The following is a 22,985-nucleotide window of genomic DNA, read 5'->3' as shown; positions in this document are numbered from 1 at the left end:
CCGGGCGGGTGTCAGGTCCCGGCGCGGTGCTGCTCGGCCTGCGCGACCGTGCGCTCGAGGTCCGCGCGCAGGGACGCCACGCCCTGCGGGTCGCCGTACTCGACCAGCGACTCGAGGTGGTGCCGCGCCTCGAGGGGGCGGTCGGCCTCGAGCGCCGCCAGGACGAGCTGGCGCCCGACCTCCGGCTCGTGCTCGCGCGCGCGCCAGTGGCCCACGCCCAGGCCCAGCGCCTCGACGGGCAGCCCCGCCGTGCGCAGCACCTCCATCGACTGCGCGAGCGCGCGGCCCGACGGGTCGCGCTCGGCGGCCGTCGCGAACCGGCGCAGCGCGGCCTCCTGGTCGTCGTCGAGCGACAGGCGTCCGAGCTCGACCAGCGGGTACCACCCCTTGGGGTGCCCGGCGAGCTCCTCCGCGAGCGCCCAGACCGCCAGGTCCGCGGCGCGCTGCTTCTCCGTCTCGTCCACCGGCGCGGCGAGCGGGTCGTCGGTGGCCGGGCCCTCGGCGGCGCGGCGCCGGACCAGCTCGGCGAGCGCCCGGAACGCGCGCTCGTCGTTGGGGTCGTCGACGAGCATCGCCCGCAGCGCGTCCTCGTGGACCGTGTCCCCGCGCTTCTCCCCGGACCGCGGGCGGCGCGTGCCGACGGTCGACGCGGACGTCGGCCGACGCATGAGCTGTCGGAGTCGGGGCATGAGGGCCATGTCCCGACCCTAGCGGGTCGTCCGGACGCTCACCCAGCGGCCCGGGTCGTCCGCCGTCGGGCTCCGCACGGGCGACGCCATTTGTGGACTGTCCACAAGCGTGGACCGTATGCTCGGCGCGTGACGGCCACCCCCAGGACGCCCGCGAGCGCGTCCGCCTCGAGCGGCCCGACGGGCAACGCGGACAACCTCCAGCGCCTGCGCGACGGGAGCGGTCTGCTCATGTCGGCCGCGCTGCGCCGACTCGACGACGAGATCCCGTGGTACCGCGAGCTGCCGGCCGAGGACCGCTCGTACGTGGGGCTCGTGGCGCAGTCCGGCATCACGGCGTTCGTCACCTGGTACGCGGACCCGCTGGCCCCGCCGCACGGCGTGAGCGACATCTTCGCGGCGGCGCCGCCGGAGCTGACGCGCTCGATCTCGCTCCAGAACACGCTCCAGCTCGTCCGGATCGTCGTCGAGGTCGTCGAGGCGTACTCCGACCAGCTCGCCGCCCCGGGGGGCGAGCGCGACCTGCGCGAGGCGGTCCTGCGCTACTCGCGCGAGGTCGCGTTCTCCGCGGCCGAGGTCTACGCGCGCGCCGCGGAGGTCCGCGGCGCGTGGGACGCGCGCCTCGAGGCGCTCGTCGTCGACGCGCTGATCCGTGGCGACGGCGACGACTCGCTGCGCTCGCGCGTCTCGGCGCTCGGCTGGGGCGGGCACGGCCCGACCCTGGTCATGGCGGGCACGATCGCCTCGACGCTCGACGAGGTGCGTACGGCCGAGCTGCGGCGGGCGACGCGCCGCGCGGCGGGCGACGCGCTCGTGGGCATCCACGGCGACCGCCTCGTCCTCGTGCTCGGCGGGGAGGGCGACCTCCAGGCTGCGGCCGCCTCGCTCCTGCCACGGTTCGGGCCCGGTCCCGTCGTCATCGGCCCGACCGTCCCCGGCCTGGAGGAGGCGGCACGCTCGGCCCAGGCGGCGCTCGCGGGCCTGCGGGCCGCCCCGGCGTGGCCCCAGGCGCCGCGCCCGGTCCTGGCCGACGACCTGCTGCCGGAGCGCGTGCTCACGGGCGACACGACGGCGCGCCGCACCCTGGTCGCGCAGGCGTACCGGCCGCTCGCGGAGGCGACGGGCTCGGTGCTCGAGACGCTGTCGGCGTACCTCGGCACGGGCCGGTCGCTGGAGGCGGCGGCCCGGTCGCTGTACGTGCACCCCAACACGGTGCGTTACCGCCTGCGCAAGGTCTCCGAGATCACCGGGTGGGACCCGCTCGACGCGCGCGAGTCGTTCGTCCTCCAGGTCGCGCTCGCGCTCGGCCAGCTCTCCACGACGCGCTGAGCCCGCCCCTCCCCCGGGGAGAGGCGGTCGGCCCGACCGCCCTACCTTGTAGGTTCGGCACAATCACCCTCCGCAAGGTTGGTGCGGGTCGTGACGTGGCGCGAGAGCGCCGGGTTGGCACAGTTGACGGGTGCTCGCCGTCTTGTGCCCTGGACAGGGCTCCCAGTCCCCCGGAATGCTCGCCCCCTGGCTCGAGCTGACCGGCGTCGCCGACCAGGTCGCCGCGTTCGGCGAGGCCGCGAGCCTCGACCTGCGCGCGCACGGGACGGAGTCCGACGCCGACACGATCCGTGACACCGCGGTCGCCCAGCCGCTCATCGTCGCGTCGTCCCTGGTCGCCCTGCGGGCCATCCTCGACGGTCGCGGCACCGCGGACGTCGTCGACGTGACCGCGGGCCACTCGGTCGGCGAGCTCGCCGCCGCCGCGGTCGCGGGCGCGCTGACCGACGTCGGCGCCGTCGGGCTCGTCGCGCACCGGGCGCGCGCGATGGCCGCGGCCGCCGCCGCGACGCCCACCGGCATGAGCGCGGTCGTCGGGGGCGACGCCGAGGAGGTCCTCGCCGCGATCGAGGCCGCGCACCTGTGGCCCGCCAACGTCAACGGCGGCGGACAGGTCGTCGCCGCGGGGGCGCTCGACCACCTCGCGGCCCTCGCCGAGAACCCGCCCGCCAAGGCACGCGTCATCCCGCTCCAGGTGGCAGGCGCGTTCCACACGCCGTTCATGCAGCCCGCGCTCGAGGAGTTCGAGCCCGTGGCCGCGTCGTGGGACGTCGCCGACCCGCGCCTGCCGTTCCTCTCGAACGCCGACGGCGAGTCGTACGGGACGATCGACATCGAGGGCAGCACGTTCGGCAAGGCGCGCGACGTCGTCCGGCGCCTCACCGCGCAGATCGCCGCGCCCGTGCGCTGGGACCTGTGCCAGGAGTCGCTCGCGGAGCTCGGCGTCACCGCGATCCTCGAGCTCGCGCCCGGCGGCGTCCTCACAGGCCTCGCGCGCCGCACGCTCAAGGGCGTGGAGTCGGTCGCCGTGAAGTCGCCCGACGACGTCGAGGCGGCCCGCGACCTCATCGCTCGCCACTCCGTCGTGGGCGGCGCGGCGACCGCTCCCGCGCGGGACGACGCGTGAGCGGCGTGACGCTGCGCCAGGCCACCGGCCCGGCGCACTCGCGGATCCTCGCGATCGGCGGCGTCCGGGGCGAGAACGTCGTCACGAACGACGACATCGCCGGACCGATCGACTCGTCCGACGAGTGGATCCGCCAGCGCACCGGGATCGTCACCCGCCGCCGCGCCGGGGCCGACGTCGACGTGCTCGACCTGTCCGAGGCGGCGGCACGCGACGCGCTCGCCCGCGCGGGGCTCCAGGGGGCCGACGTCGACGCCGTCATCGTCTCCACCGTCACGTACTTCCACCAGACGCCCGCTGCCGCCGCGGTGCTCGCGGACCGCCTGGGCGCCACGCCCGCCGCCGCGTTCGACGTCTCCGCCGCGTGCGCGGGCTACGCCTACGCGATCGCGCAGGCCGACGCGCTCGTGCGCGCGGGCATCGCCACGCACGTGCTCGTCGTCGGCGCCGAGAAGATGAGCGACTTCATCGACCCGACGGACCGGTCGATCTCGTTCCTCCTGGGCGACGGCGCGGGCGCCGCGATCGTCGGCCCGTCCGACACCCCGGGCATCGGCCCCACGGTGTGGGGGTCCGACGGCGGCAAGGCCCAGGCGATCCGCCAGACGCACGCCTGGTCGGACCTGCGCGAGGACCCGTCGCTCGGCTGGCCCACGCTGCGCCAGGACGGGCAGAGCGTCTTCAAGTGGGCGGCATTCCAGATGGCTCCCGTCGCGGCCAAGGCCATGGCCGAGGCCGGGGTCGCCCCCGGCGACATCGGCGCGTTCGTCCCGCACCAGGCGAACATGCGCATCATCGACCAGATGATCAAGCAGCTCCAGCTCCCCGACACCGTCGCGGTGGCCCGCGACATCGCGGAGACCGGCAACACGTCGGCCGCCTCGATCCCGCTCGCCACGCGGCGTCTGCTCGACGAGGGCCAGGTCCGCTCCGGCGACCTCGCGCTCCAGATCGGGTTCGGCGCCGGGCTGGTCTACGCGGCGCAGGTGGTCGTCCTGCCGTAGGGGAGAATCACCCTGGACGGACGGCCGCCCTCCCCCGCGGGAGGACCCACGCCGTCGGCGGACCCGTCCGTCGCACGCACCGTCTACCGCTGTACCGCCCGGCACACCCACCGGGCAACACCACCGGGACCGGTCGCCGCCGGCCCCACGACAAGGAGAAACCATGGCTTACACCGAGCAGGAAGTCCTCGCCGGCCTCGCGGAGATCGTCGCCGAGGAGACGGGTCTGCCGACCGACGCCGTCGCGCTCGAGAAGTCCTTCACCGACGACCTCGACATCGACTCGCTGTCGATGATGACGATCGTGACGCACGCCGAGGACAAGTTCGGCGTCCGCATCCCGGACGACGAGGTCAAGAACCTCACGACGGTCGGCGACGCCGTGTCCTTCATCACGGGCGCCCAGGCCTGAGCACACCCCGCCTGCCCCGCAGGCCTGCGGGCGGGTCGGCGTCACCCGCGCCGGCCCGCCCGTCCTCCCGCCCCAGAACCCCACCCGAGGAGCACCATGTCCGCCGCTACTGAAGTCGTCGTCACCGGCCTCGGCGCCACCACGCCGCTCGGCGGCGACGTGCCCTCGACCTGGGCCGCTGCGCTCGCCGGCGAGTCCGGCGCCCGCACCCTCGACAACGACTGGGCGGAGCGCTACGAGATCCCGGTGACGTTCGCCGCGACCCTCAAGGTGGACCCCGCCGAGGTCCTGGCGCGACCCGAGATCAAGCGCATGGATCCCTCGACGCAGTACGCCATCATCGCGGCGCGCGAGGCGTGGGCCGACGCGGGCAGCCCCGAGGTCGACGGCGACCGGCTCGGCACCGTCGTGTCGTCCGGCATCGGCGGCATCTGGACCACGCTGGACGGCTGGGACACGCTGCGCGAGCGCGGCGCCCGCCGCATGCTCCCGATGACCGTGCCCATGCTCATGCCCAACTCCCCCACCGCGTACGTGTCGCTCGAGCTCGGTGCCCGTGCGGGCGCCCACGCGCTCGTCTCGGCGTGCGCCTCCGGCGCCGAGGCGATCGGCTACGGCGTCGACATGATCCGCGCGGGCCGCGCGGACATCGTCGTCGCGGGCGGGACCGAGGCGACGATCCACCCCATGCCCATCGCGGCCTTCGCCGCCTCGCGCACGCTCTCGCTGCGCAACGACGACCCGCAGGGCGCGTCGCGCCCCTACGACGTCGACCGCGACGGCTTCGTCATCGGCGAGGGCTCGGGCGTCGTCGTCCTGGAGAGCGCCGAGCACGCCGCCGCGCGCGGTGCCCGCGTGTACGCGCGTCTCGCCGGGGTCGGCCTGTCCTCCGACGCCTACCACATCACGTCTCCCGACCCGGACGGCCGCGGGCAGGTCGCCGCGATGCGCCGCGCGATCGAGGAGGCCGGGGTGACCGGCCGGGACGTCGTGCACGTCAACGCGCACGCGACCTCGACCAAGGTGGGCGACCTCACCGAGACCCGCTCGATCCGTTCGCTCCTGGGCTCCGAGACGGACCACGTGCTCCTCTCGGCCACGAAGTCGATGACCGGCCACCTCCTAGGCGGCGCGGGCGCGCTCGAGTCGATCTTCACGATCAAGGCGGTCGCCGAGCGCCTCGCTCCCCCGACGATCAACGTCGCGAACCCGGACCCCGAGCTCCAGGTCCCGCTCGTGCGCGACACCCCGGCTCCGCTGCCCGCGGGCGACATCGTCGCGGTGAACAACTCGTTCGGCTTCGGCGGCCACAACGTTGCCCTCGCGGTCGCGAGCGTCTGACCGCGGCGCAGCACCTCCCACGACGGCGAAGGCCGCCTCCTCGAGCGAGGAGGCGGCCTTCGTGCCGCTCGTGGCCGACCCCGGGTCGGCCGCAGCGCTGGGTGCAGGCCGAGCCGCGCCGGCGGACCGCCCGGTCAGCCGACCCGGTGCAGCCAGCGCACGGGTGCGCCCGCCCCGGCGTAGCGGAACGGCTCGAGCTCGTCGTCCCACGCCTTGCCGAGCGCGAGGTGCAGGGCGTCGCGCATCGCCCGCGGCTCGCTCACCTGCTCCAGGGCGGCGCGGATGCGGTCCTCGGGGACGACGATGTTGCCGTGCACGTCGGTCTGGGCGTAGAAGATGCCGAGGTCGGGCGTGTGGGACCACCGGCCGCCGTCGACCCCGTGGCTGGGTTCCTCGGTGACCTCGTAGCGCAGGTGGGACCAGCCGCGCAGCGCGGAGGCGAGCTTGGCGCCCGTCCCCTGCGGGCCCTGCCACGAGTACTCGGCCCGGTAGAGGCCGCGCGCGGCGGGCTGCTCGGTCCAGTCGAGCGACACGCGCACGCCGAGGACGTTGCCCGCGGCCCACTCCATGTGCGGGCACAGAGCACGCGGTGCTGAGTGCACGTAAAGAACACCGCGGGTGATGGCACCGGCCATGTCTGCCTCCCTAGGTCGAGGTTGCGTCTTCCCCAACGTCCTCACCGAGGGTGGTGTCATAGCACGTCACACGTACGTCGCGGCGTGTCTCGTGCCCATCTTGCACGACATCGCGCGTTCGCGCGAGAGATTCGCCGGGCGTGCCCGGCCCCGGTCAGCCGACGCGCGTCGTCACAGGTGGGCGCGTAGCTCCCGCATCGCCTTCTTGCGGACGGAGCGGTCGAGGCGGTCGAGGTAGAGCATGCCGTCCAGGTGGTCGCACTCGTGCTGGAGGCAGCGGGCCATGAGCTCGGTGCCCTCCACGACCACCTCGTTGCCGTCGAGGTCCGTCCCCACGACGCGCGCGTACCAGGCGCGTCGCGTCGGGTACCAGAGGTTGGGCACGGAGAGGCAGCCCTCGTCGCCGTCCTGGTAGTCGTCGGAGAGCTCGACGATGCGCGGGTTGAGCACGTACCCGATCTCGTCGTCGATGTTCCAGGAGAACGCCCGGAGGTTCACGCCGATCTGGTTGGCGGCGAGGCCCGCGCGTCCCTCGTGGTCGACGGTCTCGACGAGGTCCGCGACGAGCGAGCGCACGCGGTCGTCGATGGTGGTGATCTCGTCGCAGGGGGTGCGGAGCACGGGGTCCGGGATGGTCCGGATCTCTCTCATCGCCATGGTCGCCATTCTTCCATGCGCGCGCGGACGGGCGGCCGGCCTCACGGCCGGCGCGCCTGTCCACCGCGTCACATGCGGGCGTACCGGGCTCGGGCGAAGGAGTAGAGCCCGTACGCGGCGAAGCCGAGCCCGACCGCGACGAGCAGCACCGCGCCGAACGGCTGGGCCGCGAGGGTCGCGAACGCGGAGTCGAGCCCGCCCGCCTGCTCGGGGTCGTGCTGCACCGCGGCCACGACGAAGAGCGCGCCGAGCACGCCGAGCGCGACGCCCTTGGCGACGTAGCCGACCCGGCCGAGCGTCACGACCGCGCGCCCGACGTTCCCGCTCGTACCGCCCTGGAGGTCCTCGAGGAACTTCTTCCGCCAGCCCTTGACCACGTGGTACACGCCGGCGGCGACGATCCCGACGCCGACGGCACCGACGAGGAGGACGCCGCCCGGCTTCTGCATGAGCGTCGCCGTCATGCCCTCCTCCTGGCCCGAGCCGCCCGCGGACCCGTTCACGACCTGCACGGCGAGCACCCCGAGCGCGAGGTAGAGGACCGCCTTGCCGGCGGCCTTGAGCCGGTCGGACGTCTCGGCGGCGCCGCTCACCGCCACGGTGAGCTGCCACAGCGCGAGCGCGGCGAACGCCACGACGGCGAACCAGAGCAGGGCGGTCCCGCCCGGAGTCTGCGCGATGGCGGTGAGGGCGCCGGTCTGGTCCGCCTGCTCGCTCGACGCCGAACCCGTCGCCACCTGGACGGCGAGGACGCCCACCACGAGGTGGAGCACGCCGCTCACCGCGTACCCGGCGCGCGCCAGGAGCTCGAGCGTCCTGCTGCCTCGTGCGCCTCGCGCTGCCGCCTTGCCCGTCGAGCTGATGCTCGGTGCCACTGGACCTCCTCGGTCGTCGGGACGCCGCCCCCAGCGTCGCCGGGTTCTCCGGCCCCGACACGGTGCCAGCCCTGCGCGCCGCACGCACGCCGAACGACCCTCCGAGGTTCCTCAGATCACGGTTTGGTAACGTGCCTCGAATGCCCTCGACGAATCCACGCCTCGCCGTGCTCGACGGACTCCGGTTCGCGGCCGCTGCGGCGGTGCTCGTGTACCACTTCGTCGCCGTCAACCACCACGCGTGGGGCGAGCGGACGAGCGACTCCCTGCCGGGCGCGCAGGGCGTCGCCGCCTACGGGTCCTTCGGCGTCCAGCTCTTCTTCGTCGTGTCCGGTTTCGTCATCCTCATGACCGCGTGGGGGCGCGACGTGCGCGGCTTCGTCGCCTCGCGCGCCGGCCGGCTGTTCCCCGCGTACTGGGCGGCGGTCATCCTCACCCTGCTGCTGCTCGTCCTGGTGATCCCCGGGCGCCGCGACGTCAACCTCCCGCAGGCGGCGGCCAACCTCACCATGGTCCAGCGCGCGCTCGGGATCCCGGACCTGGAGGCCGTCTACTGGACGCTCTGGTCGGAGCTGCGGTTCTACGTCCTCGTCGGCGTGCTGGTGGCCGTCGGACTCACCCGCGCGCGGGTGCTCGCGTTCGTCGTGCTGTGGCCGGTCGCGGGGGCGATCGCCACGCAGACGGGCTCCGACCTCGTCGCGACCGTCCTCGTCGCGCCCGACGCCCCGCTCTTCGCCGGCGGGATGGTGCTCTACCTGCTCACGCGGGAGCGCCGGTCGCCGGTCCTGTGGCTCGCGCTCGCCCTCGACGTCGTCCTCGCGGCCGCCGTCTCGGGACGGATCCAAGCGGCCCGCATCGAGAACAGCACCGACGTCGTCGTGTCCCCGACCGTGTGGTGGGTCGCGATCGTCCTGTGCTTCGCCGTCGTCGCTGCCGCGACGCTCACCCCGCTCGCCCGGATCTCCTGGGGCTGGCTCACCGCGCTCGGCGCCCTCACGTACCCGCTCTACCTCGTGCACGCGTCGTGGGGGCGTTGGGTGATCGAGTCGGTGCACCCGTACCTGTCCCGGCCGGCGACGCTGACCGTGGCCGTCGCCGTGTGCCTGCTGCTCGCCTGGGCGATCCACCGTGCCGTCGAACGCCCGCTCGGCCCGCGGCTGCGCCGCGCCCTCGACCGCGACCTCCGACGCGACGCCAGTCCCCCGGGCCGCGCCCCGGCACGTCAGGACGAGCCGGTCGCGGCCAGGTAGTCGCGCAGCACGACCGCCTGGTTGTGCTGCTCGTCCTTCGCCCCGTACACGAGCGTCACCACGCGATGCTGCCCGACGACGTCCCGCAGCTCTCCCACGGCCTCGCCGTTCGCGTCGAGCTCGGCCCGGTACCGCTCGGCGAACTCGTCGAACAGCCGCTCCTCGTGGTGGAACCAACGCCGCAGCTCCGTGGACGGCGCGACCTCCTTGAGCCACAGGTCCACGCGCGCCTTCTCCTTGGTCTCGCCGCGCGGCCACAGCCGGTCGACGAGCACGCGGAACCCGTCGTCCTCCTCGGCCGGCTCGTACACGCGCTTGATCCGTACCGTCATGGGGCCATGACACCGCGCGGTGCCGCGCACCGCATCCGCAGGGCGGACAGGGACGTGGGCGTGGACGAGCAGCCCGGTGGTGCCCCGTGCAGGACTTGAACCCGCGACCGAGAGATTATGAGTCTCCTGCTCTGACCAGCTGAGCTAACGGGGCGCGCGGGCGAGCATACCGCCCGTGCTGCTGGCCGACCCGGAGCGGCTACGGTGGGGTCGTGTCCTGGTTCCGCCGTCCCAGCCTGCCCGACCCGGTCCGCCGCGCGCTCGACGTCCCGGCGGACGACCGCGTGCTCGCCTCGGCCGAGCTGACCGACGGCTCGTGGGCGGTCGCGACGCGCACCGAGCTCCTCACGAGCGACGCCACGGGCGGGACGGTCGCGCGACGCCCGTGGTCGGACGTCGACCGGGCGGGGTACTCGCCGGAGACCGCGACGATCACGGTCTCGTGGGTCGACGGCGGCGCTCCGCTGGTCCTCCGCCTCGCCGACGCGCGCCGCACGTCGCTCGCCCAGACGCTGCGCGAGCGCGTGCAGTCGTCGGTGGTCCTGTCGGAGACCGTGACGTTCGCCGCAGGGCTCACCGCCCGGGTCGCGGTGCGGCGCGACGGCGACGGCGAGCTCTTCTCGCAGGTTGTCGCCGACCCCGGTGTCGACCTGACCGACCCCGAGGTGACGGCCCGCGTCGACGCGGCGGAGGGGCGGGTCCGGTCGGCGTCCGGACTACCCCTCTGAGCCTGCTAGAGTTTTCCCCGGTCGCTGCGGTGCATACCGCGACGGCCACGATCGATCCCGCGTAGCTCAGCTGGCAGAGCATCCGACTGTTAATCGGACGGTCGTAGGTTCAAGTCCTACCGCGGGAGCCCACGAGCTCGGCCCCGGATCGCCCAGCGGTCCGGGGCCGAGCTGTTACTCCGGCCAGGCCGACCGATCCGACCCGCGCAGTCACGCGCCCGGGAATACTCGACCGTTGCCCAGGGCTTGCGTCTGTCGTGACCACGACGTCCCCCGCCGGGATCGGCCTGCGCTCGGAGCGCGGCCCCGTCCTCCTCGCCCTCATGCTGTCGACGGCCCTCGTCGCGCTCGACGCGACGATCATTGCGACGGCGTCGGCGACGATCGCGCGCGAGCTCGGCGGGTTCGCGCAGCTCCCCTGGCTGTTCTCGAGCTACCTGCTCGCCCAGGCAGTCGGGACGCCGGTCTTCGGCAGGCTGTCCGACGTCCTCGGCCGCAAGCGCCTCATGCTGGCGGGGGTCGCCCTGTTCTTCCTCGGGTCGGTGCTGTGCGGGTTCGCGTGGTCGATGCCCGCGCTCGTCGCGGGCCGCGTGCTCCAGGGCCTGGGCGCCGGAGCGGTGATGCCCGTCTCCCAGACGATCGCCGCCGACATCTACACGCTCGAGGAGCGCGCGAAGGCGCAGGGCTACCTCGCGTCCGTGTGGGCGATCTCGTCCGTCGTCGGTCCCACGCTGGGCGGCGTGTTCTCCGAGTTCGTGAGCTGGCGCTGGATCTTCTTCGTCAACGTGCCACTGTGCGCGCTGGCCGCGTGGATGCTGCACCGCCGGTACCACGAGTCGCCTCGCGAGGGAGCGCGCGAGCCCATCGACTACGTCGGCGCGGCGCTCCTCACCGCCGGCAGCACCCTGCTGCTGCTCGGGCTGCTCGAGGGCGGGTCCACGTGGGCGTGGGCCTCCCCCGCGTCGCTCGCGGTCCTCGGCGCCGCGGTCCTCCTGCTCGGCGTCTTCGCGGCGCACGCGCGGCGCACGCGCTACCCCGTGGTCGACCTCGCGATCCTGCGCCGCCGCGTCGTCGGGGTCTCGACCGCGGTCTCGCTCCTCGTCGGGGTGATCGTCCTCGCGCTGTCCACGTACGTGCCGATCTACGCGCAGGGCGTCCTCGGCGTCGGGCCGCTCGTGGCGGGCTTCGCGCTCGCGGCGATGACCGTCGGGTGGCCGATCTCGGCCTCGAACGCCGGGCGCCTCTACCTGCGGATCGGCTTCCGCTGGACCGCCGTCATCGGCTCCGCGCTCGTCCTCGCGGGAACGGCGCTCACGCTGCTGCTCGGCGCGGCGTCGCCCGTCGTGGCGGTCGCCGCGACGACGTTCGTCGTCGGCGTCGGGATGGGGCTCACAGCGGTCCCGACGCTCATCGCCGCGCAGTCGTCCGCGGCCTTCACCGAGCGCGGCGCCGTGACCGGGACCAACATGTTCGCGCGGTCGCTCGGCTCTGCCGTCGGCGTCGCGGTCTGCGGCGCGATCGTCAACGCGCGCACGACGCTCGGCGCCGACGGCACGCCCGAGGGCCCGGGCCTCATGGCCGCGATCCACGTCGTGTTCGTCCTGCTCGCCGCGAGCGCCGCCGTCCTCGTCGTCCTCGCGGCCCTCATGCCGCCGGACCGTCAGGCCGCGCGCGACCGCCGGGCGGCGACGGCCGCCGCGTCCGCGGACCCGACCGCCTGACCTCCTTGACGGCTCAGGCAATCTCGCCCTCGCGCAACGTGCGGCGCTCCGCCTCGACGGCGAGGAGCGCGGCGAACGCCTCCTGGTACGCGGCGAGGTCGGCCGTGGGGTCGAGGCGCTGGAGGCGGCTCTTCGCGTCGGCGACGCGGCGGGTGAGCCCGAGGTCGACGAGGCCGCGCACGACGCCCGCGACGTAGCCGCCGACGACGTTCTCCCGGTCCTCCGGCAGGGGCGCGACGGCGAGCTCGGTCACGAGGCCCCGCACGGGCTCGGCGGCCTGCTCGACGACGGCCTCGACCCAGTGCCCGGCGCCGAGCGTCGCGCCCTCGCGCACCCCGCCCGCGGCCCGGATCGCGGCGTGGACGGCGCGCCAGGCCGGGACGGCGAACGCGTCCTCGCCGAGGTCGTCGAAGACCGGCGGCACGTGCTGCGGGTACTGGAGGACGGCGACGAGCGCGAGGCGCTCGCGGCGCGCCACGGGGTCGCGCGGGTCGGGCGCCGGCAGCGCGGGGACCTCCGGCTCGGGTGCGGGGGCCTCCGCGCCCTGGCGGGAGTCCTCGGGCCGCGCGGTGCGGACCGGACCGGGCGCGCTGCCCCGCTTGGCGGCGGCCGCCACCTCGCGGCGGACGCGCTCGGCGTCCATGCCGATCCAGCCGGCGAGCATGCGGGCGTACTCGGGGCGCAGCGCGGCGTCCCGGATCCCGGCGACGACGGGGGCGGCGGCGCGCAGCGCGCCGACGCGGCCCTCGGCGGTGTCGAGGTCGAACGTCGCGAGGGTCGTGCGGATGACGAACTCGAAGAGGGGCTGGCGTCCGTCGACGAGGGCGCGCACGGCGTCGGGGCCGCGCGCCATGCGCAGCTCGCACGGGTCCATGCCGCTCGGCTCGACGGCCACGAACGTCTGGGCGTAGAAGCGCTGGTCCTCGCCGAACGCGCGCACGGCGGCCTTCTGGCCCGCCGCGTCGCCGTCGAAGGTGAACACGACCTCGCCCCCGACGGACGCGCCCGACGCGAGCTGCATGCCGCCCCCGGCCGTCGTGTCGCCCAGGAGCCGGCGCACGATGCGCGCGTGGTCGGAGCCGAACGCCGTGCCGCACGTCGCGACGGCGGTCGTCACGCCGGACAGGTGCGCCGCCATGACGTCGGTGTACCCCTCGACGACGACGACGCGCTTCTGCTTGGCGATCTCCCGCTTGGCGAGGTCGATGCCGTAGAGCACGTGCGACTTCTTGTAGAGCGAGGTCTCCGGGGTGTTGAGGTACTTGGGACCCTGGTCCTCGTCGTAGAGGCGGCGCGCACCGAACCCGACGATCTCGCCCGTGACGTCGCGGATGGGCCACACGAGACGCCCGCGGAACCGGTCGTAGATGCCGCGCTGGCCCTGGCTCATGAGGCCGGAGGCCACGAGCTCGGGCTGCGTGAAGCCGCGCCCCTGGAGGTGGCGCTGGAGGTTGTCCCAGCCGGTGGGCGCGTACCCGACCCCGAAGTGCTCGGCGTCGGCGCGGTCGAAGCTGCGCTCGGCGAGGAACGCGCGGGCGGCCTGCGCGCCGGACGCGAAGAGCTGCTCGGAGAAGTACTGGGCGGCCACGCGGTGCGCCTCGAGCAGCCGCTGTCGCCGGCCCGGCTCCTCGCGCGGGCGCTGCGGCCCGCCGGAGTCCTCGTAGCGGAGCTGGATCCCCACGCGGTCGGCGAGGTACTCGACGGCCTCGACGAACGTCAGGCCGTCGATCTTCTGCACGAACGAGATGACGTCGCCGCCCTCGCCGCACCCGAAGCAGTGCCAGCGCCCCACCCCGGGGCGCACGTGGAACGACGGCGACCGCTCGTCGTGGAAGGGGCACAGGCCCTTGAGCGAGCCGACGCCCGCGGTCTTGAGCGTGACGTGCGCGGAGACGATCTCGTCGATCCGTGCGCGGTCGCGGACGGCTTCCACGTCCTCGCGTCGAATCAGGCCTGCCACGGAGCGAGTCTATGCGCCCGGGCGGTGCCCCGGGGGTGGCTGGACGGCGTCGTCGGTCACCCCCGGGCCAGCCCCGGCGCCGCCGGGACGAGCGCGGCGCGCGACGCGGCGCAGCGGCGCGCGTAGGCGCCCGGCGTGGACCCCGTCGCGCGGGCGAAGTCGGTGCCGAGGTGCGCCTGGTCGTAGTAGCCGACGGCGGTCGCGAGCGCCGCGAGGTCCTGGTCGGGGTCGGCCGCGAGCAGGTCGGCGGCGAGGTGCACGCGGTGACGCTGCAGGGCCCACTTGGGGCTCACGCCGACGTACGTGGCGAAGAGCCGCTGGAGCGAGCGCGCCGACGTGCCGACGACCGCTGCGAGGTCGCCGACGCCCGCTGCCGGTCCGAGCTCGCCGCCCACGAGGGCCGCGAACACGCGCGCGACGCGGTCGAGGTCGCGCGCGGCACGGACGGTCCGGGCGCGCTCGGCCCGCGAGCGCACGAGCGGCTCGACGGCGCGCGCCGCGTCCTCGTCCCGGCGCGAACGGGCGAGGCCGAGCGCGGTCGCCCCGGTGCGCTCCGCCGTCGGGCCGAGGAACGCGGCCGCGGGGACCTGCACGCCCGGACGTACGGCGTCCGCGTGCCCCAGCAGGACGCGGAACGCGCCGGGCCGCAGCTTGGTGCCGACGACGGCGCCCGAGCCGGTCAGGGTGCGTTCGAACAGGCCCGGCGGGATGCCGTGCGCGACGTAGCCCGCCTCCTCGGCGACCACGTTCGCGACCGGGTGCGGCACGAGGACCTGCGTGAACGACTCCCCCGGCGGCAGGTCCCAGCGCACGACCCAGTGCCGCTCGACGAGGTCCGCGAGGTCCGGCGCCGGCTCGACGCGCACGAGCTCGAACCCGCGCCGCGCGGCGGCGGGGTCGACGAGCCCCCGCAACGACGTCGTCGGGCCGCGCCGCGACTCCGCTCGCACGTCGGCACGACCCTCGGGTTCGAACACCTGTCGCATTCCTCCAAGACTGGCACGGGCCGCCGACACGAGCATGGTGGGACGGCCCGCACCCGCGAGGCCGACCACGACGAGGAGGACACCATGGAGATGTCGGCACTGCACCCCAACGTCACGGTGAGCGGCGCGCGCGAGGCGATCGCGTTCTACGAGGCCGCGCTCGGCGCCGAGGTGGTCGACACCATCACGGCGGGCGACGCCGTCATCCACTCCGACCTGCGCCTCGACTCCCCCGCGGGGACGAGCACGTTCACCGTCGCGGAGGCGTTCCCGCCCGACTCGGTCGCGCCGGAGCCGGGTGCGCCGACGCACGCGTCGTTCACCGTCCCCGTCGAGGACACGGACGCCGCGTACGCGCGGGCGCTCGCGGCCGGCGCGACGAGCCTCGCCGAACCCGCCGACTGGTTCGAGGGGTTCCGCCAGGCCGCCGTCCGCGACCCCTTCGGGCACCGCTGGTACTTCGCGACCGTCGCGGACTCGGTGACGGCCGAGGACGTCCAGCGCGCGAGCGACGCCTGGGTCTCCGAGCGCGGCTGACCCCGGGGCGCCCAGCCCGACGGCGGTGCCGCTCGCCGGTCGCTCAGACCGGCGGGCGCACGAGGCGCGCGTGGAACTGCATCGCGGAGACGTCCGTGAGGGACGCGACCTGGTCGACGACGACGCGCAACCGGGCGGCGTCGTCGGGCGCGGCCTCCCAGTCCGCCGCGAACGAGGGCTCGAGCGCGACGGGCGCGCGGTCGGAGAAGACGTGCACGAGATCGGCGATGACCTCGCGCTGGCGCTGGTAGAGCGGCTCCTGCTCGCGCGGCGCCATCACGTAGGCGACCGCGACACCCTTGAGCACGAGGATCTCCGCCACCGTCTCGTCCGGCACGACGAGCCGTGCGGCGTACCGGGTGAGCGGCCCGTCCCCGTAGAGGGCGCGCGTCGCGTCCTGCGCCGCTCCGGTGAACCGGCCGATGAGCTGGCTCGTCGCGTCCTTGAGCGCAGCGAGCGCGCGGCGCGACCCGTCGAAACCGGTGACCAGGTGCCCGGTGCCCTGCAGACGCGTGATCGCGGCGTCGAGCGCCGCCTCGTCGTACGCGGTGCCGTACCAGGAGTGGACGGCGCGCACGACCCGGGCCCGCTCGTCGGGGTCGTCGAGCACCGCGAGCTCGATGCGCCCGCCCACGATCGCGTCTTCGACGTCGTGCACCGAGTACGACACGTCGTCCGCGAGGTCCATGACCTGCGCCTCGAGGCACTTCACCTGGCTCGGCGCGCCCGCGCGCAACCAGTCGAACACGGGTCGGTCGTCCTCGTAGACGCCGAACTTGTGGGTCGGGCGGCCGTCCGCGCGCAGTGGCGCCTCCCCCGCGCCCCACGGGTACTTGACGCTCGCGTCGAGGCTCGCGCGCGTGAGGTTGAGCCCGTACGACCGCCCGTCCGCGTCGACGACCTTGGGGTCGAGGCGCGTGAGGAGGCGCAGGGTCTGCGCGTTGCCCTCGAACCCGCCGACGTCGACCGCGAGGTCCGCGAGCGCCCGCTCCCCGTTGTGCCCGAACGGGGGGTGCCCCAGGTCGTGCGCGAGGCACGCCGTGTCGACGATGTCCGGGTCGCACCCGAGCGCCTTCCCGATCTCGCGGCCCACCTGCGCCACCTCGAGCGTGTGCGTCAGCCGGGTCCGGACGAAGTCGTCGCTGCCCGGCCCGAGCACCTGCGTCTTCGCGCCGAGGCGGCGCAGCGCCGACGAGTGGACGATGCGCGCGCGGTCGCGCTCGAACGGCGTGCGCGCGCGGGACTTCGCGGACTCGACGAACCACCGTTCGGTGTCGGCGTCCGAGTACGACGCCGTGCCCTCCTCACCGCGCGCCGGGCGCGGCCCGGTCCCCACGACCGCGGGGTCGAACGCCTCCTGCTCGAACGTCTGCACGGGCCCCAGCGTAACGACGCCGGTCAGGGCGTGGCGGGAGCCGGGTCCGCGAGGCCGCGGTAGACGCCGGTGCGCAGCTCGCCCGCCCACGCGTCGGCCTCGGGCATGCCGAGGTCGTACGCGACGGCGATCTCCGCCTCGGCGTCGTACGGCACGCGCACGTGCTGGATCGCGAACGGCGCCGGGTCGGGCGAGCCGGGCACGCCCTCGAGGATCGCGTAGACGGGCGTCGGCTCGTCGAGCGGGTTCCCGACGCTGCCGACGTTGGCGAGGGTCCGCCCCCGGGACGTCTCGACGTACGCGTCGTGGGTGTCGCCGTAGACGACGACGGTCGGCTCGGGGCCGGCACCGGTGAGAGCGGTCGCCGCGAACATGCCGGCGAACTCCCCCGGGGAGTGGTCGCGGAAGACCTTGACGTGCACCGACGCGGCCGACGCGTGGAGGAGACGGACCCGGCGGCCGCTGAGCAGCAGGTCGTGGCTCAGCGGGAGCGTGCCGAACCAGGCGTGCTGGTCCGCGCGCAGCTCGTCGCGCCACCAGACGTGCTCGGGGACCCCGTCGTCGGGCGTCCGGGGCAGGAAGTCCTCCCAGTTGCCCCGGACGGTGACCGCGCACGCGTCACGGCACCGGTCGACGACGGCCTGCCCCCGAGGACCCTTGCCGACCATGTCCCCGAGGTTGAGGATCGTCGTCACGCCGCGGGACCGCGCGTCGGCGAGCACCGCCTCCAGCGCGGACAGGTTGCCGTGGACGTCCGAGAGGATCGCGAGGCGCTCGACGGTCACGTCGCGATCCTGCCACGAGCGCGCCGGGCCGAGAAGGGAGTTCTCGCCCTCGGTCCGCGCTTCTCGGGGGCGAGAACTCCCTTCTCGGCGGCGCGCTGCCGGGCGGGGGCGTAGCCTCGCGCACATGGGTGCAGCGCACGCGCTCGAGCTGCGGGTGGTCCGGGAGGACGAGGTCGTCGAAGTGGTCCCGTACCTCGACGGCCGCTCGCTCGTGAGCATCGTCAGCGCGTTCGAGTCGGCACGTCGGTACACGCCGTCGGGCGGGTACGGCGGCATCGTGCCCGAGGTGTTCCGGTACGGCAGGGCGTCGCGCCAGTGGTACGGCCACGGTCGCCTCCCCGGACGCCGCAGGCACGCGTGGGTGCTCGCGTGCGATGGCTGCCACGAGGCGGGCTGCTGGCCGTTCGAGGTGGCGATCGACGTCGACGCGACGACGGTCACGTGGCACGACCTCGCGCAGCCTTTCCATCCCGAGTGGGACTACTCCGCCATCGGCGCGTTCACGTTCGACCGCGCGCAGTACGACGACGCCGTGCACCAGGTCGCGCACCTCTTCGACTGACCGCCCAGCGGGTTTTCGACTGACCGTCTCTCGCCGGGCGGCCCCGCGGGACTGCCCGAACGGGCGGATCAGCCCAGGCGCCACACCCCGACAGCCGGGCCGTCGCCCGCGAGCCGGGCGCCGCCGTCGTGCCTGGTGAGGTCCAGCGAGCCGTGCAGCCGCTCCGCCTCGCCCGACCCCACGAGCGCCGGGTGCAGCGTGACGCCGTCCCACGGCGCGCGGGCGAGCGCGACGAGCACGCGCTCCCCGGGCGTCTCGCGCAGGTAGACTAGGGCGTCGTCGTCCACGTGCACCCACCGCAGGCCGCCGTGCCGCAGCGCGTCCGAGCCGCGCCGGACGGCGATCAGGTCGCGGTACAGGTCGAACGTCGCGGCGTCCCAGCGACCCGAACCCGTCGACGCGTCGTCCCACGGCATGGTCGCGCGCCCGTGCTCGCCGTTGAGGCCCGTGAGCCCCACCTCGTCGCCCGCGAAGATCACGGGCGTGCCCGGATAGGTGAGCAGGAGCGTCGCCGCGACGTCGACCATCTCGCGCGAGCCGACGATCGAGCGCAGGCGCGGGGTGTCGTGCGAGCCGAGCATGTTCCACTGCGACGCCGTGACGCGCCACGGCAGCACGGCATCGAACTCGCGCATGGTCGCGACGACGTCGCGGCCGCCGCGCCGCGGCGTGCGCACCGGGAGGCCGAGGTAGGGCACCGGTGAGTCCGCGGGCGACAGCCACGTCCAGGCCGGGCGTGTGAACGCGGAGTAGTTCATGTTCGCGTGCCAGCCGTCGCCGGCCAGGTCACCCGAGGCGTCGTGGAAGTGCTCCGCGACGAGCGCGGCGTCCGGGTTCGCGGCCCGCATGGTCGCGCGCAGGCGCCGCGCGACCTCGAGCGTGCGGTCCTCGGCGCCGAACCGACCGGTCATGTTCGCGACGTCGATGCGCCAGCCGTCGAGGCCGAACGGCTCGCCCAGGTAGCGCCCGACGACGGAGCCCGGCCCGTCGATCATGCGCGCCCCGAGCTCGGCCGAGCCGTACGACAGCTTGGGCAGCGACGCGTGCTCGAGCCAGCCCACGTAGCCGGGCTCGCCGTCGGTCCAGTAGTAGAAGTCGCGCTCCGGCGCGTCGGGGTCCGCGAGCGCCCGGCCGAACCACTCGTGCCCCGCGCCCGTGTGGTTGGTCGTGAGGTCGCCCATGACGCGCAGCCCGCGCGCGTGCGCGGCGCGGATCAGCGACGCGTAGGCGGCGTCGCCGCCGAGCAGCGGGTCGACGTGGTCGAACGTGCTCGCGTCGTAGCGGTGGTTGGACCGGCCCGGGAAGACCGGCGTCGTGTAGAGCGTCGTGACGCCGAGCGCGACGAGATGGTCGAGCCGCTCCTCGACGCCCGCGAGGTCGCCCCCGTAGAGCTGCGTCCCGACGTCGGGCCCCGCGCCGTGCGGCTCGTCGCCCCAGGCTGCGGGGACGGCCCACTCCGGGAGCGGGCGCCCCTCGGCCGCGGCCGACCGGGCGAACCGGTCCGGGAAGACCTGGTAGACGACGCCGTCGCGCATCCACGCCGGCGCGCCGTCGTGGACCGTGAGACGGAAGTCCGCGGCGTCGGGCACGTCGCGATCCCACGTCCCGCGGCCGTTGAGCCAGCGGTACCCGCGCTCGCCCTCGTCGAGGAAGAACCGGTACCCCGTCTCGGGGTTGTGCACGAGCACCTCGGCGACGAACCAGTCCTCGTGCTCGTCCGAGCGGTCGAGCCGCGCGGGCGCGAGCCGCGGCTCGCCGTCGCGCACGGTGCGCAGCCAGACGTCGCGCACCCCCGCCGACCGGGGGACGCGCACGCGGACGGGGACCGTGTCCCCGAGGGCGGGGACGCCCTCGGGGACGTACAGCGCCGAGCCGTCGTGGTGCGGGACGGGGGTCACGACGTCGCGCACGCGGTCAGCCCTTCACGGAGCCGGCGGTGAGCCCGCCGACGATGTACTTCTGGAGGTAGAGGAACAGTGCGAGCACGGGCAGCGCGGAGATCACGGCGCCGGCCGTGAACAGCCCCCAGTTCGCCTCCTTGAGCGACGACACCCAGCCGTAGAGGCCGACGGCGAGCGTCCAGTTGCGCTCCGACGTCAGGACGATGCGCGCGATGATGAACTCGCCGAACGTGCTGATGAACGACAGCAGCGCGACGACCGCGAGGATCGGCGCCACCAGGCGCAGGATGATCGTCCAGTAGATCTGCGAGTGCGTGGCCCCGTCGATCTTGGCGGCCTCGTCGAGCTCGCGCGGGACCGTGTTGAAGAACCCGTACATGAGGAACGTGTTCACGCCGAGCGCGCCGCCCAGGTAGACGGCGATGAGGGCGATCTTGCTGTTCAGGCCGAGGATCGGGACGACGTTCCCGAGCCCGATGAGCAGCAGGAAGATCGCCACGAACGCGAGCATCTGCGGGAACATCTGGACGATGAGCAGCGACGTGAGGCCCATGCGGCGCCCGGCGAACCGGAAGCGCGAGAAGGCGTAGGCGGCGGCCGCGCCCATGAGGACCGTGCCGACGGACGTCGCGATCGCGATGACGAGGGTGTTGCCCATCCACGTCCAGAACATCGTGGTGCCGAGCTCGGCGTAGTTCGCGCCGCTCACGTCCGAGAAGAGCGTGTTGGAGCCGGTGAGCGTCCCGTTCTCCGACAGCGAGGCCGAGAGGACGTAGACGAGCGGGAAGGCCGCGTAGACGACGGCGATCACGCCGACGACGTGCCGCCAGCCGAGCTCGGAGAACCAGCGGCCCGGCTTCATCCGGTTCCGCGAGGCCACGGACGGGGCGGGACGACCGCCGACGACGGGGGGTGCCTGGGTGGTCGCCATGTCAGCTGATCTCCTCGAACTTGCGCGTGCTGCGGAAGGCGATGGCCGAGATCGTCCCCACGATGACGAAGATGACGATCGACAGCGCGCTCGCGAGACCGAAGTCCTTCTGCGCGGACCCGTCGACACCCGAGATCGAGTACACCATCGAGATGAGGATGTCGGTGTGCCCCAGCGGGACCGAGGCGTCCGCGAAGCGTGGACCGCCCCCCGTGAGCATGTAGATGAGCGTGAAGTTGTTGAAGTTGAAGGCGAACGACGAGATGAGCAGCGGCGCGGTCGCGATGAGCAGGAGCGGCAGCGTGATCGCCCGCCACGTCCGCCAGCGCCCGGCGCCGTCGATCTTGGCCGCCTCCATGACGTCCCCGGGCAGCGACTGCAGCGCGCCCGTGCAGATGAGGAACATGTAGGGGAAGCCGAGCCACAGGTTCACGCCGAGGACCGAGAGCTTCGCGAGCCACGGGTCGGTGAGCCACGGGATGTGCGCGCCCCCGAGGATCACCTCGTTGACGAACCCGAACCGCGTGTTGAGCAGACCGGACCACAGCAGCGCGGCGAGGAACCCCGGGATCGCGTACGGCAGGATCATGAGCGTGCGGTACACCTTGCGCCCGCGCATCCGCGTGTCGTTGAAGACGATCGCGAGGAAGAGGCCGAGCAGGAACGTCGTGACGACCGAGCCGATAGCGAAGACGAACGTCCACACGAGGATCTTGACGAACGGCTGCGCGTAGCGGGCGTCGGAGAACGCGGTGACGAAGTTGTCGAAGCCGACGGGCACGCGCCACCCGACCGCGAGCGTCGACCCGTCGGGTGCCTCGAACTGGCCCTCGTCGTTCGGCGTGTACACGGTGCCGGTCGTGGTGTCGGTCATGGTGTCCGCCGCGGCGTCCCACTCGAGCGCCGAGGTGTAGACGTAGCCGGTCCGCGCGTCCGTGGTGCGGATCGAGCCGTCCTCCGGGTCGTCCGAGACCGGCACGCGGAGCTCGGTGACCTCGGCCTGGCGCTGGAGCACCTGGTCGCGGGGCAGCACGGTGAAGCCGGGGACGTCGGTCGCGCGCCCGTCCTCGACCGTCGCGCCGTCCACGACGACGAGCGGCCGGTCGGCCGTGCCGGCCTCGACGTCGCCGTCCTCGGTGACGACCGCGAAGCCCAGCGCGTCGCCGTCCTCGACCACGGTCAGGGCGGACGAGGGAGAGCCCTCGACGCGGCGCTCGTTCTGGATCAGCAGCGCGGAGACCGCCTGCTCCTTGGTCGCGTTGTGCCCGGTGCCGTAGTTGGTGAAGGCGACGTACCCGGTGTAGCCGACCACGAAGATCTGGTAGACGAGGAGGAAGAGCAGCCCCGGAAGGATGTACTTGAGCGGCAGCGCGCGCTTCGAGAAGTACACCCAGTTCGCGACGACGAGCATCGCCAGGGACGCCGCGAGGATCCCGTACGAGCCCTCGGTCCACGCGGACCAGACCACGTACACGCCGAGCGCGTCCACGACGGCCATGAGCGCGAGCTTGACGAAGAACCCGGGGCTGTAGTCACGCGCGTGCGAGGCGTCCGCCCCGCGCAGCCCGCGGGCGCGCCGAGGCGGCGGGCCGTCGGTTCCGGGCGAGCCGACTCCCGCGTCGGCCGTGGTCTGTGGGGCGGACATCGTGGTGCCTCCGAGGTCGTCGGACGCGGTTCGTCCCGCGTCTTCCCGAGTGTCGTCGTGCTGCGTCGCAGCAGGTGCCGGGCCGGTGGTGCCGACGCGCCGCCGCGGGGGGGCGGGGGGAGCGGGGCCCCCCCCCCCGCCCCGGGCCCCCGGAAGGGTAGGAAGGCGCCCGGGAGTTTGGGGGTAAAAAATTAAACGGAGGGG

Annotated in this window: 22 protein-coding genes and 2 tRNA genes; 11 read left to right on the top strand and 13 right to left on the bottom strand. The window is 74.1% G+C overall.

Annotation, left to right across the window (positions count from 1 at the left end; all coding sequences use genetic code 11):
* Positions 1-11 precede the first annotated feature (11 nt).
* The gene (locus tag ACFVN3_RS11565; RefSeq protein WP_378232976.1) at positions 12-698 is read right to left on the bottom strand and encodes a hypothetical protein; all 687 of its coding nucleotides are present in this window, start codon (positions 696-698) and stop codon (positions 12-14) included.
* A 120-nt stretch (positions 699-818) separates the two neighbouring features.
* Here ACFVN3_RS11565 and ACFVN3_RS11560 point away from each other — a divergent pair, with 120 nt between their 5' ends.
* The 5 genes from ACFVN3_RS11560 (at position 819) to ACFVN3_RS11540 (ending at position 5,901) form a co-directional block, all read left to right on the top strand.
* Positions 819-2,018 (top strand): PucR family transcriptional regulator, encoded by a 1,200-nt coding sequence (locus ACFVN3_RS11560; protein WP_378232975.1) that lies wholly within the window; start codon positions 819-821, stop codon positions 2,016-2,018.
* A gap of 130 nt (positions 2,019-2,148) precedes the next feature.
* Positions 2,149-3,144, top strand: a complete 996-nt coding sequence (locus ACFVN3_RS11555) for an ACP S-malonyltransferase (RefSeq protein WP_378232974.1) — start codon at positions 2,149-2,151, stop codon at positions 3,142-3,144.
* The gene (locus ACFVN3_RS11550) at positions 3,141-4,148 is read left to right on the top strand and encodes a beta-ketoacyl-ACP synthase III (RefSeq protein WP_378232973.1); all 1,008 of its coding nucleotides are present in this window, start codon (positions 3,141-3,143) and stop codon (positions 4,146-4,148) included. Before ACFVN3_RS11555 ends, ACFVN3_RS11550 begins: the two co-directional genes overlap by 4 nt.
* Before the next feature lie 163 nt (positions 4,149-4,311).
* Entirely contained in the window at positions 4,312-4,560 is a 249-nt protein-coding gene (locus tag ACFVN3_RS11545; protein ID WP_021482065.1) for an acyl carrier protein, read from the top strand.
* 96 nt (positions 4,561-4,656) lie between these two features.
* Positions 4,657-5,901 carry a beta-ketoacyl-[acyl-carrier-protein] synthase family protein gene (locus tag ACFVN3_RS11540; RefSeq protein ID WP_378232972.1) on the top strand — a complete coding sequence of 415 codons (1,245 nt, stop codon included), beginning with the start codon at positions 4,657-4,659 and terminating at the stop codon, positions 5,899-5,901.
* Positions 5,902-6,035: 134 nt separating this feature from the next.
* Here the strand turns inward: ACFVN3_RS11540 and ACFVN3_RS11535 are convergent, their stop codons facing one another.
* From ACFVN3_RS11535 to ACFVN3_RS11525, 3 genes are all read right to left on the bottom strand, one after another.
* Positions 6,036-6,536: a DUF3145 domain-containing protein gene (locus ACFVN3_RS11535; RefSeq protein WP_378232971.1), complete on the bottom strand. Its 501-nt coding sequence runs from the start codon at positions 6,534-6,536 to the stop codon at positions 6,036-6,038.
* Between the two features lie 171 nt (positions 6,537-6,707).
* Complete coding sequence (gene def / locus ACFVN3_RS11530; RefSeq protein ID WP_047233027.1) at positions 6,708-7,193, bottom strand: peptide deformylase; 486 nt, start codon at positions 7,191-7,193, stop codon at positions 6,708-6,710.
* A gap of 68 nt (positions 7,194-7,261) precedes the next feature.
* Entirely contained in the window at positions 7,262-8,068 is an 807-nt protein-coding gene (locus ACFVN3_RS11525) for a DUF1206 domain-containing protein (protein ID WP_378232970.1), read from the bottom strand.
* Positions 8,069-8,208: 140 nt separating this feature from the next.
* Between ACFVN3_RS11525 and ACFVN3_RS11520 the strand changes: the two genes are divergently transcribed.
* Positions 8,209-9,318 carry an acyltransferase family protein gene (locus ACFVN3_RS11520; RefSeq protein WP_378232969.1) on the top strand — a complete coding sequence of 370 codons (1,110 nt, stop codon included), beginning with the start codon at positions 8,209-8,211 and terminating at the stop codon, positions 9,316-9,318.
* Here ACFVN3_RS11520 and ACFVN3_RS11515 read toward each other — a convergent pair.
* Together ACFVN3_RS11515 and ACFVN3_RS11510 are read right to left on the bottom strand one after the other, a co-directional pair.
* Positions 9,291-9,650 (bottom strand): DUF488 domain-containing protein, encoded by a 360-nt coding sequence (locus ACFVN3_RS11515; protein ID WP_378232968.1) that lies wholly within the window; start codon positions 9,648-9,650, stop codon positions 9,291-9,293. The two genes, ACFVN3_RS11520 and ACFVN3_RS11515, sit on opposite strands and share 28 nt — an antisense overlap.
* A 77-nt stretch (positions 9,651-9,727) precedes the next feature.
* Positions 9,728-9,804: transfer RNA gene (locus ACFVN3_RS11510), tRNA-Ile, on the bottom strand.
* A 58-nt stretch (positions 9,805-9,862) separates the two neighbouring features.
* Between ACFVN3_RS11510 and ACFVN3_RS11505 the strand changes: the two genes are divergently transcribed.
* The 3 genes from ACFVN3_RS11505 to ACFVN3_RS11495 all read left to right on the top strand — a co-directional run bounded on the left by ACFVN3_RS11505 (position 9,863) and on the right by ACFVN3_RS11495 (position 12,099).
* Positions 9,863-10,378: a hypothetical protein gene (locus ACFVN3_RS11505; protein ID WP_378232967.1), complete on the top strand. Its 516-nt coding sequence runs from the start codon at positions 9,863-9,865 to the stop codon at positions 10,376-10,378.
* 55 nt (positions 10,379-10,433) lie between these two features.
* Positions 10,434-10,506, top strand: a tRNA-Asn gene (locus tag ACFVN3_RS11500).
* Between the two features lie 129 nt (positions 10,507-10,635).
* Positions 10,636-12,099 carry an MDR family MFS transporter gene (locus ACFVN3_RS11495; protein ID WP_378232966.1) on the top strand — a complete coding sequence of 488 codons (1,464 nt, stop codon included), beginning with the start codon at positions 10,636-10,638 and terminating at the stop codon, positions 12,097-12,099.
* 13 nt (positions 12,100-12,112) lie between these two features.
* Here ACFVN3_RS11495 and dnaG read toward each other — a convergent pair whose 3' ends face one another.
* Both dnaG and ACFVN3_RS11485 read right to left on the bottom strand, forming a co-directional pair.
* On the bottom strand, positions 12,113-14,059 hold the full coding sequence (dnaG, locus tag ACFVN3_RS11490; protein ID WP_378232965.1) for a DNA primase: 1,947 nt from the start codon (positions 14,057-14,059) through the stop codon (positions 12,113-12,115).
* Positions 14,060-14,115: 56 nt separating this feature from the next.
* Complete coding sequence (locus ACFVN3_RS11485; RefSeq protein ID WP_378232964.1) at positions 14,116-15,036, bottom strand: helix-turn-helix domain-containing protein; 921 nt, start codon at positions 15,034-15,036, stop codon at positions 14,116-14,118.
* Between the two features lie 93 nt (positions 15,037-15,129).
* On the opposite strand from ACFVN3_RS11485, the gene ACFVN3_RS11480 reads away from it, so the two are divergent.
* On the top strand, positions 15,130-15,582 hold the full coding sequence (locus ACFVN3_RS11480) for a VOC family protein (RefSeq protein ID WP_378232963.1): 453 nt from the start codon (positions 15,130-15,132) through the stop codon (positions 15,580-15,582).
* A gap of 43 nt (positions 15,583-15,625) precedes the next feature.
* Here ACFVN3_RS11480 and ACFVN3_RS11475 read toward each other — a convergent pair whose 3' ends face one another.
* Positions 15,626-16,918 carry a deoxyguanosinetriphosphate triphosphohydrolase gene (locus ACFVN3_RS11475; RefSeq protein ID WP_378232987.1) on the bottom strand — a complete coding sequence of 431 codons (1,293 nt, stop codon included), beginning with the start codon at positions 16,916-16,918 and terminating at the stop codon, positions 15,626-15,628.
* A 62-nt stretch (positions 16,919-16,980) separates the two neighbouring features.
* On the bottom strand, positions 16,981-17,742 hold the full coding sequence (locus tag ACFVN3_RS11470) for a metallophosphoesterase family protein (RefSeq protein ID WP_375824776.1): 762 nt from the start codon (positions 17,740-17,742) through the stop codon (positions 16,981-16,983).
* A 124-nt stretch (positions 17,743-17,866) separates the two neighbouring features.
* On the opposite strand from ACFVN3_RS11470, the gene ACFVN3_RS11465 reads away from it, so the two are divergent.
* Entirely contained in the window at positions 17,867-18,304 is a 438-nt protein-coding gene (locus tag ACFVN3_RS11465) for a hypothetical protein (RefSeq protein ID WP_378232961.1), read from the top strand.
* A gap of 68 nt (positions 18,305-18,372) precedes the next feature.
* Here ACFVN3_RS11465 and ACFVN3_RS11460 read toward each other — a convergent pair whose 3' ends face one another.
* The 3 genes from ACFVN3_RS11460 to ACFVN3_RS11450 are packed head-to-tail and all read right to left on the bottom strand — an operon-like array spanning position 18,373 to position 22,781.
* Entirely contained in the window at positions 18,373-20,214 is a 1,842-nt protein-coding gene (locus ACFVN3_RS11460) for a glycoside hydrolase family 13 protein (protein ID WP_378232960.1), read from the bottom strand.
* A 4-nt stretch (positions 20,215-20,218) separates the two neighbouring features.
* Positions 20,219-21,136, bottom strand: a complete 918-nt coding sequence (locus ACFVN3_RS11455) for a sugar ABC transporter permease (RefSeq protein WP_378232959.1) — start codon at positions 21,134-21,136, stop codon at positions 20,219-20,221.
* A gap of 1 nt (position 21,137) precedes the next feature.
* Positions 21,138-22,781 carry an ABC transporter permease subunit gene (locus ACFVN3_RS11450; protein ID WP_378232958.1) on the bottom strand — a complete coding sequence of 548 codons (1,644 nt, stop codon included), beginning with the start codon at positions 22,779-22,781 and terminating at the stop codon, positions 21,138-21,140.
* Between the last annotated feature and the right edge of the window lie 204 nt (positions 22,782-22,985).

It is taken from the genome of Cellulosimicrobium sp. NPDC057862, assembly GCF_042797035.1.
Classification (GTDB): Bacteria; Actinomycetota; Actinomycetes; order Actinomycetales; family Cellulomonadaceae; genus Cellulosimicrobium.
Note: the sequence above shows the minus strand (reverse complement) of the source record. Positions and strands in the feature narration are given on the sequence as shown.

What these genes read in the sequence shown, in the direction of transcription:
- ACFVN3_RS11520 (WP_378232969.1), top strand. Translation starts at nt 8,209, where the DNA reads ATGCCCTCGACGAATCCACGCCTCGCCGTGCTCGACGGACTCCGGTTC.
- ACFVN3_RS11535 (WP_378232971.1), bottom strand. Translation starts at nt 6,536, where the DNA reads ATGGCCGGTGCCATCACCCGCGGTGTTCTTTACGTGCACTCAGCACCG.
- ACFVN3_RS11455 (WP_378232959.1), bottom strand. Translation starts at nt 21,136, where the DNA reads ATGGCGACCACCCAGGCACCCCCCGTCGTCGGCGGTCGTCCCGCCCCG.
- ACFVN3_RS11450 (WP_378232958.1), bottom strand. Translation starts at nt 22,781, where the DNA reads ATGTCCGCCCCACAGACCACGGCCGACGCGGGAGTCGGCTCGCCCGGA.
- ACFVN3_RS11465 (WP_378232961.1), top strand. Translation starts at nt 17,867, where the DNA reads ATGGGTGCAGCGCACGCGCTCGAGCTGCGGGTGGTCCGGGAGGACGAG.
- def (WP_047233027.1), bottom strand. Translation starts at nt 7,193, where the DNA reads ATGGCGATGAGAGAGATCCGGACCATCCCGGACCCCGTGCTCCGCACC.
- ACFVN3_RS11565 (WP_378232976.1), bottom strand. Translation starts at nt 698, where the DNA reads ATGGCCCTCATGCCCCGACTCCGACAGCTCATGCGTCGGCCGACGTCC.
- ACFVN3_RS11515 (WP_378232968.1), bottom strand. Translation starts at nt 9,650, where the DNA reads ATGACGGTACGGATCAAGCGCGTGTACGAGCCGGCCGAGGAGGACGAC.
- ACFVN3_RS11540 (WP_378232972.1), top strand. Translation starts at nt 4,657, where the DNA reads ATGTCCGCCGCTACTGAAGTCGTCGTCACCGGCCTCGGCGCCACCACG.
- ACFVN3_RS11480 (WP_378232963.1), top strand. Translation starts at nt 15,130, where the DNA reads ATGGAGATGTCGGCACTGCACCCCAACGTCACGGTGAGCGGCGCGCGC.
- ACFVN3_RS11545 (WP_021482065.1), top strand. Translation starts at nt 4,312, where the DNA reads ATGGCTTACACCGAGCAGGAAGTCCTCGCCGGCCTCGCGGAGATCGTC.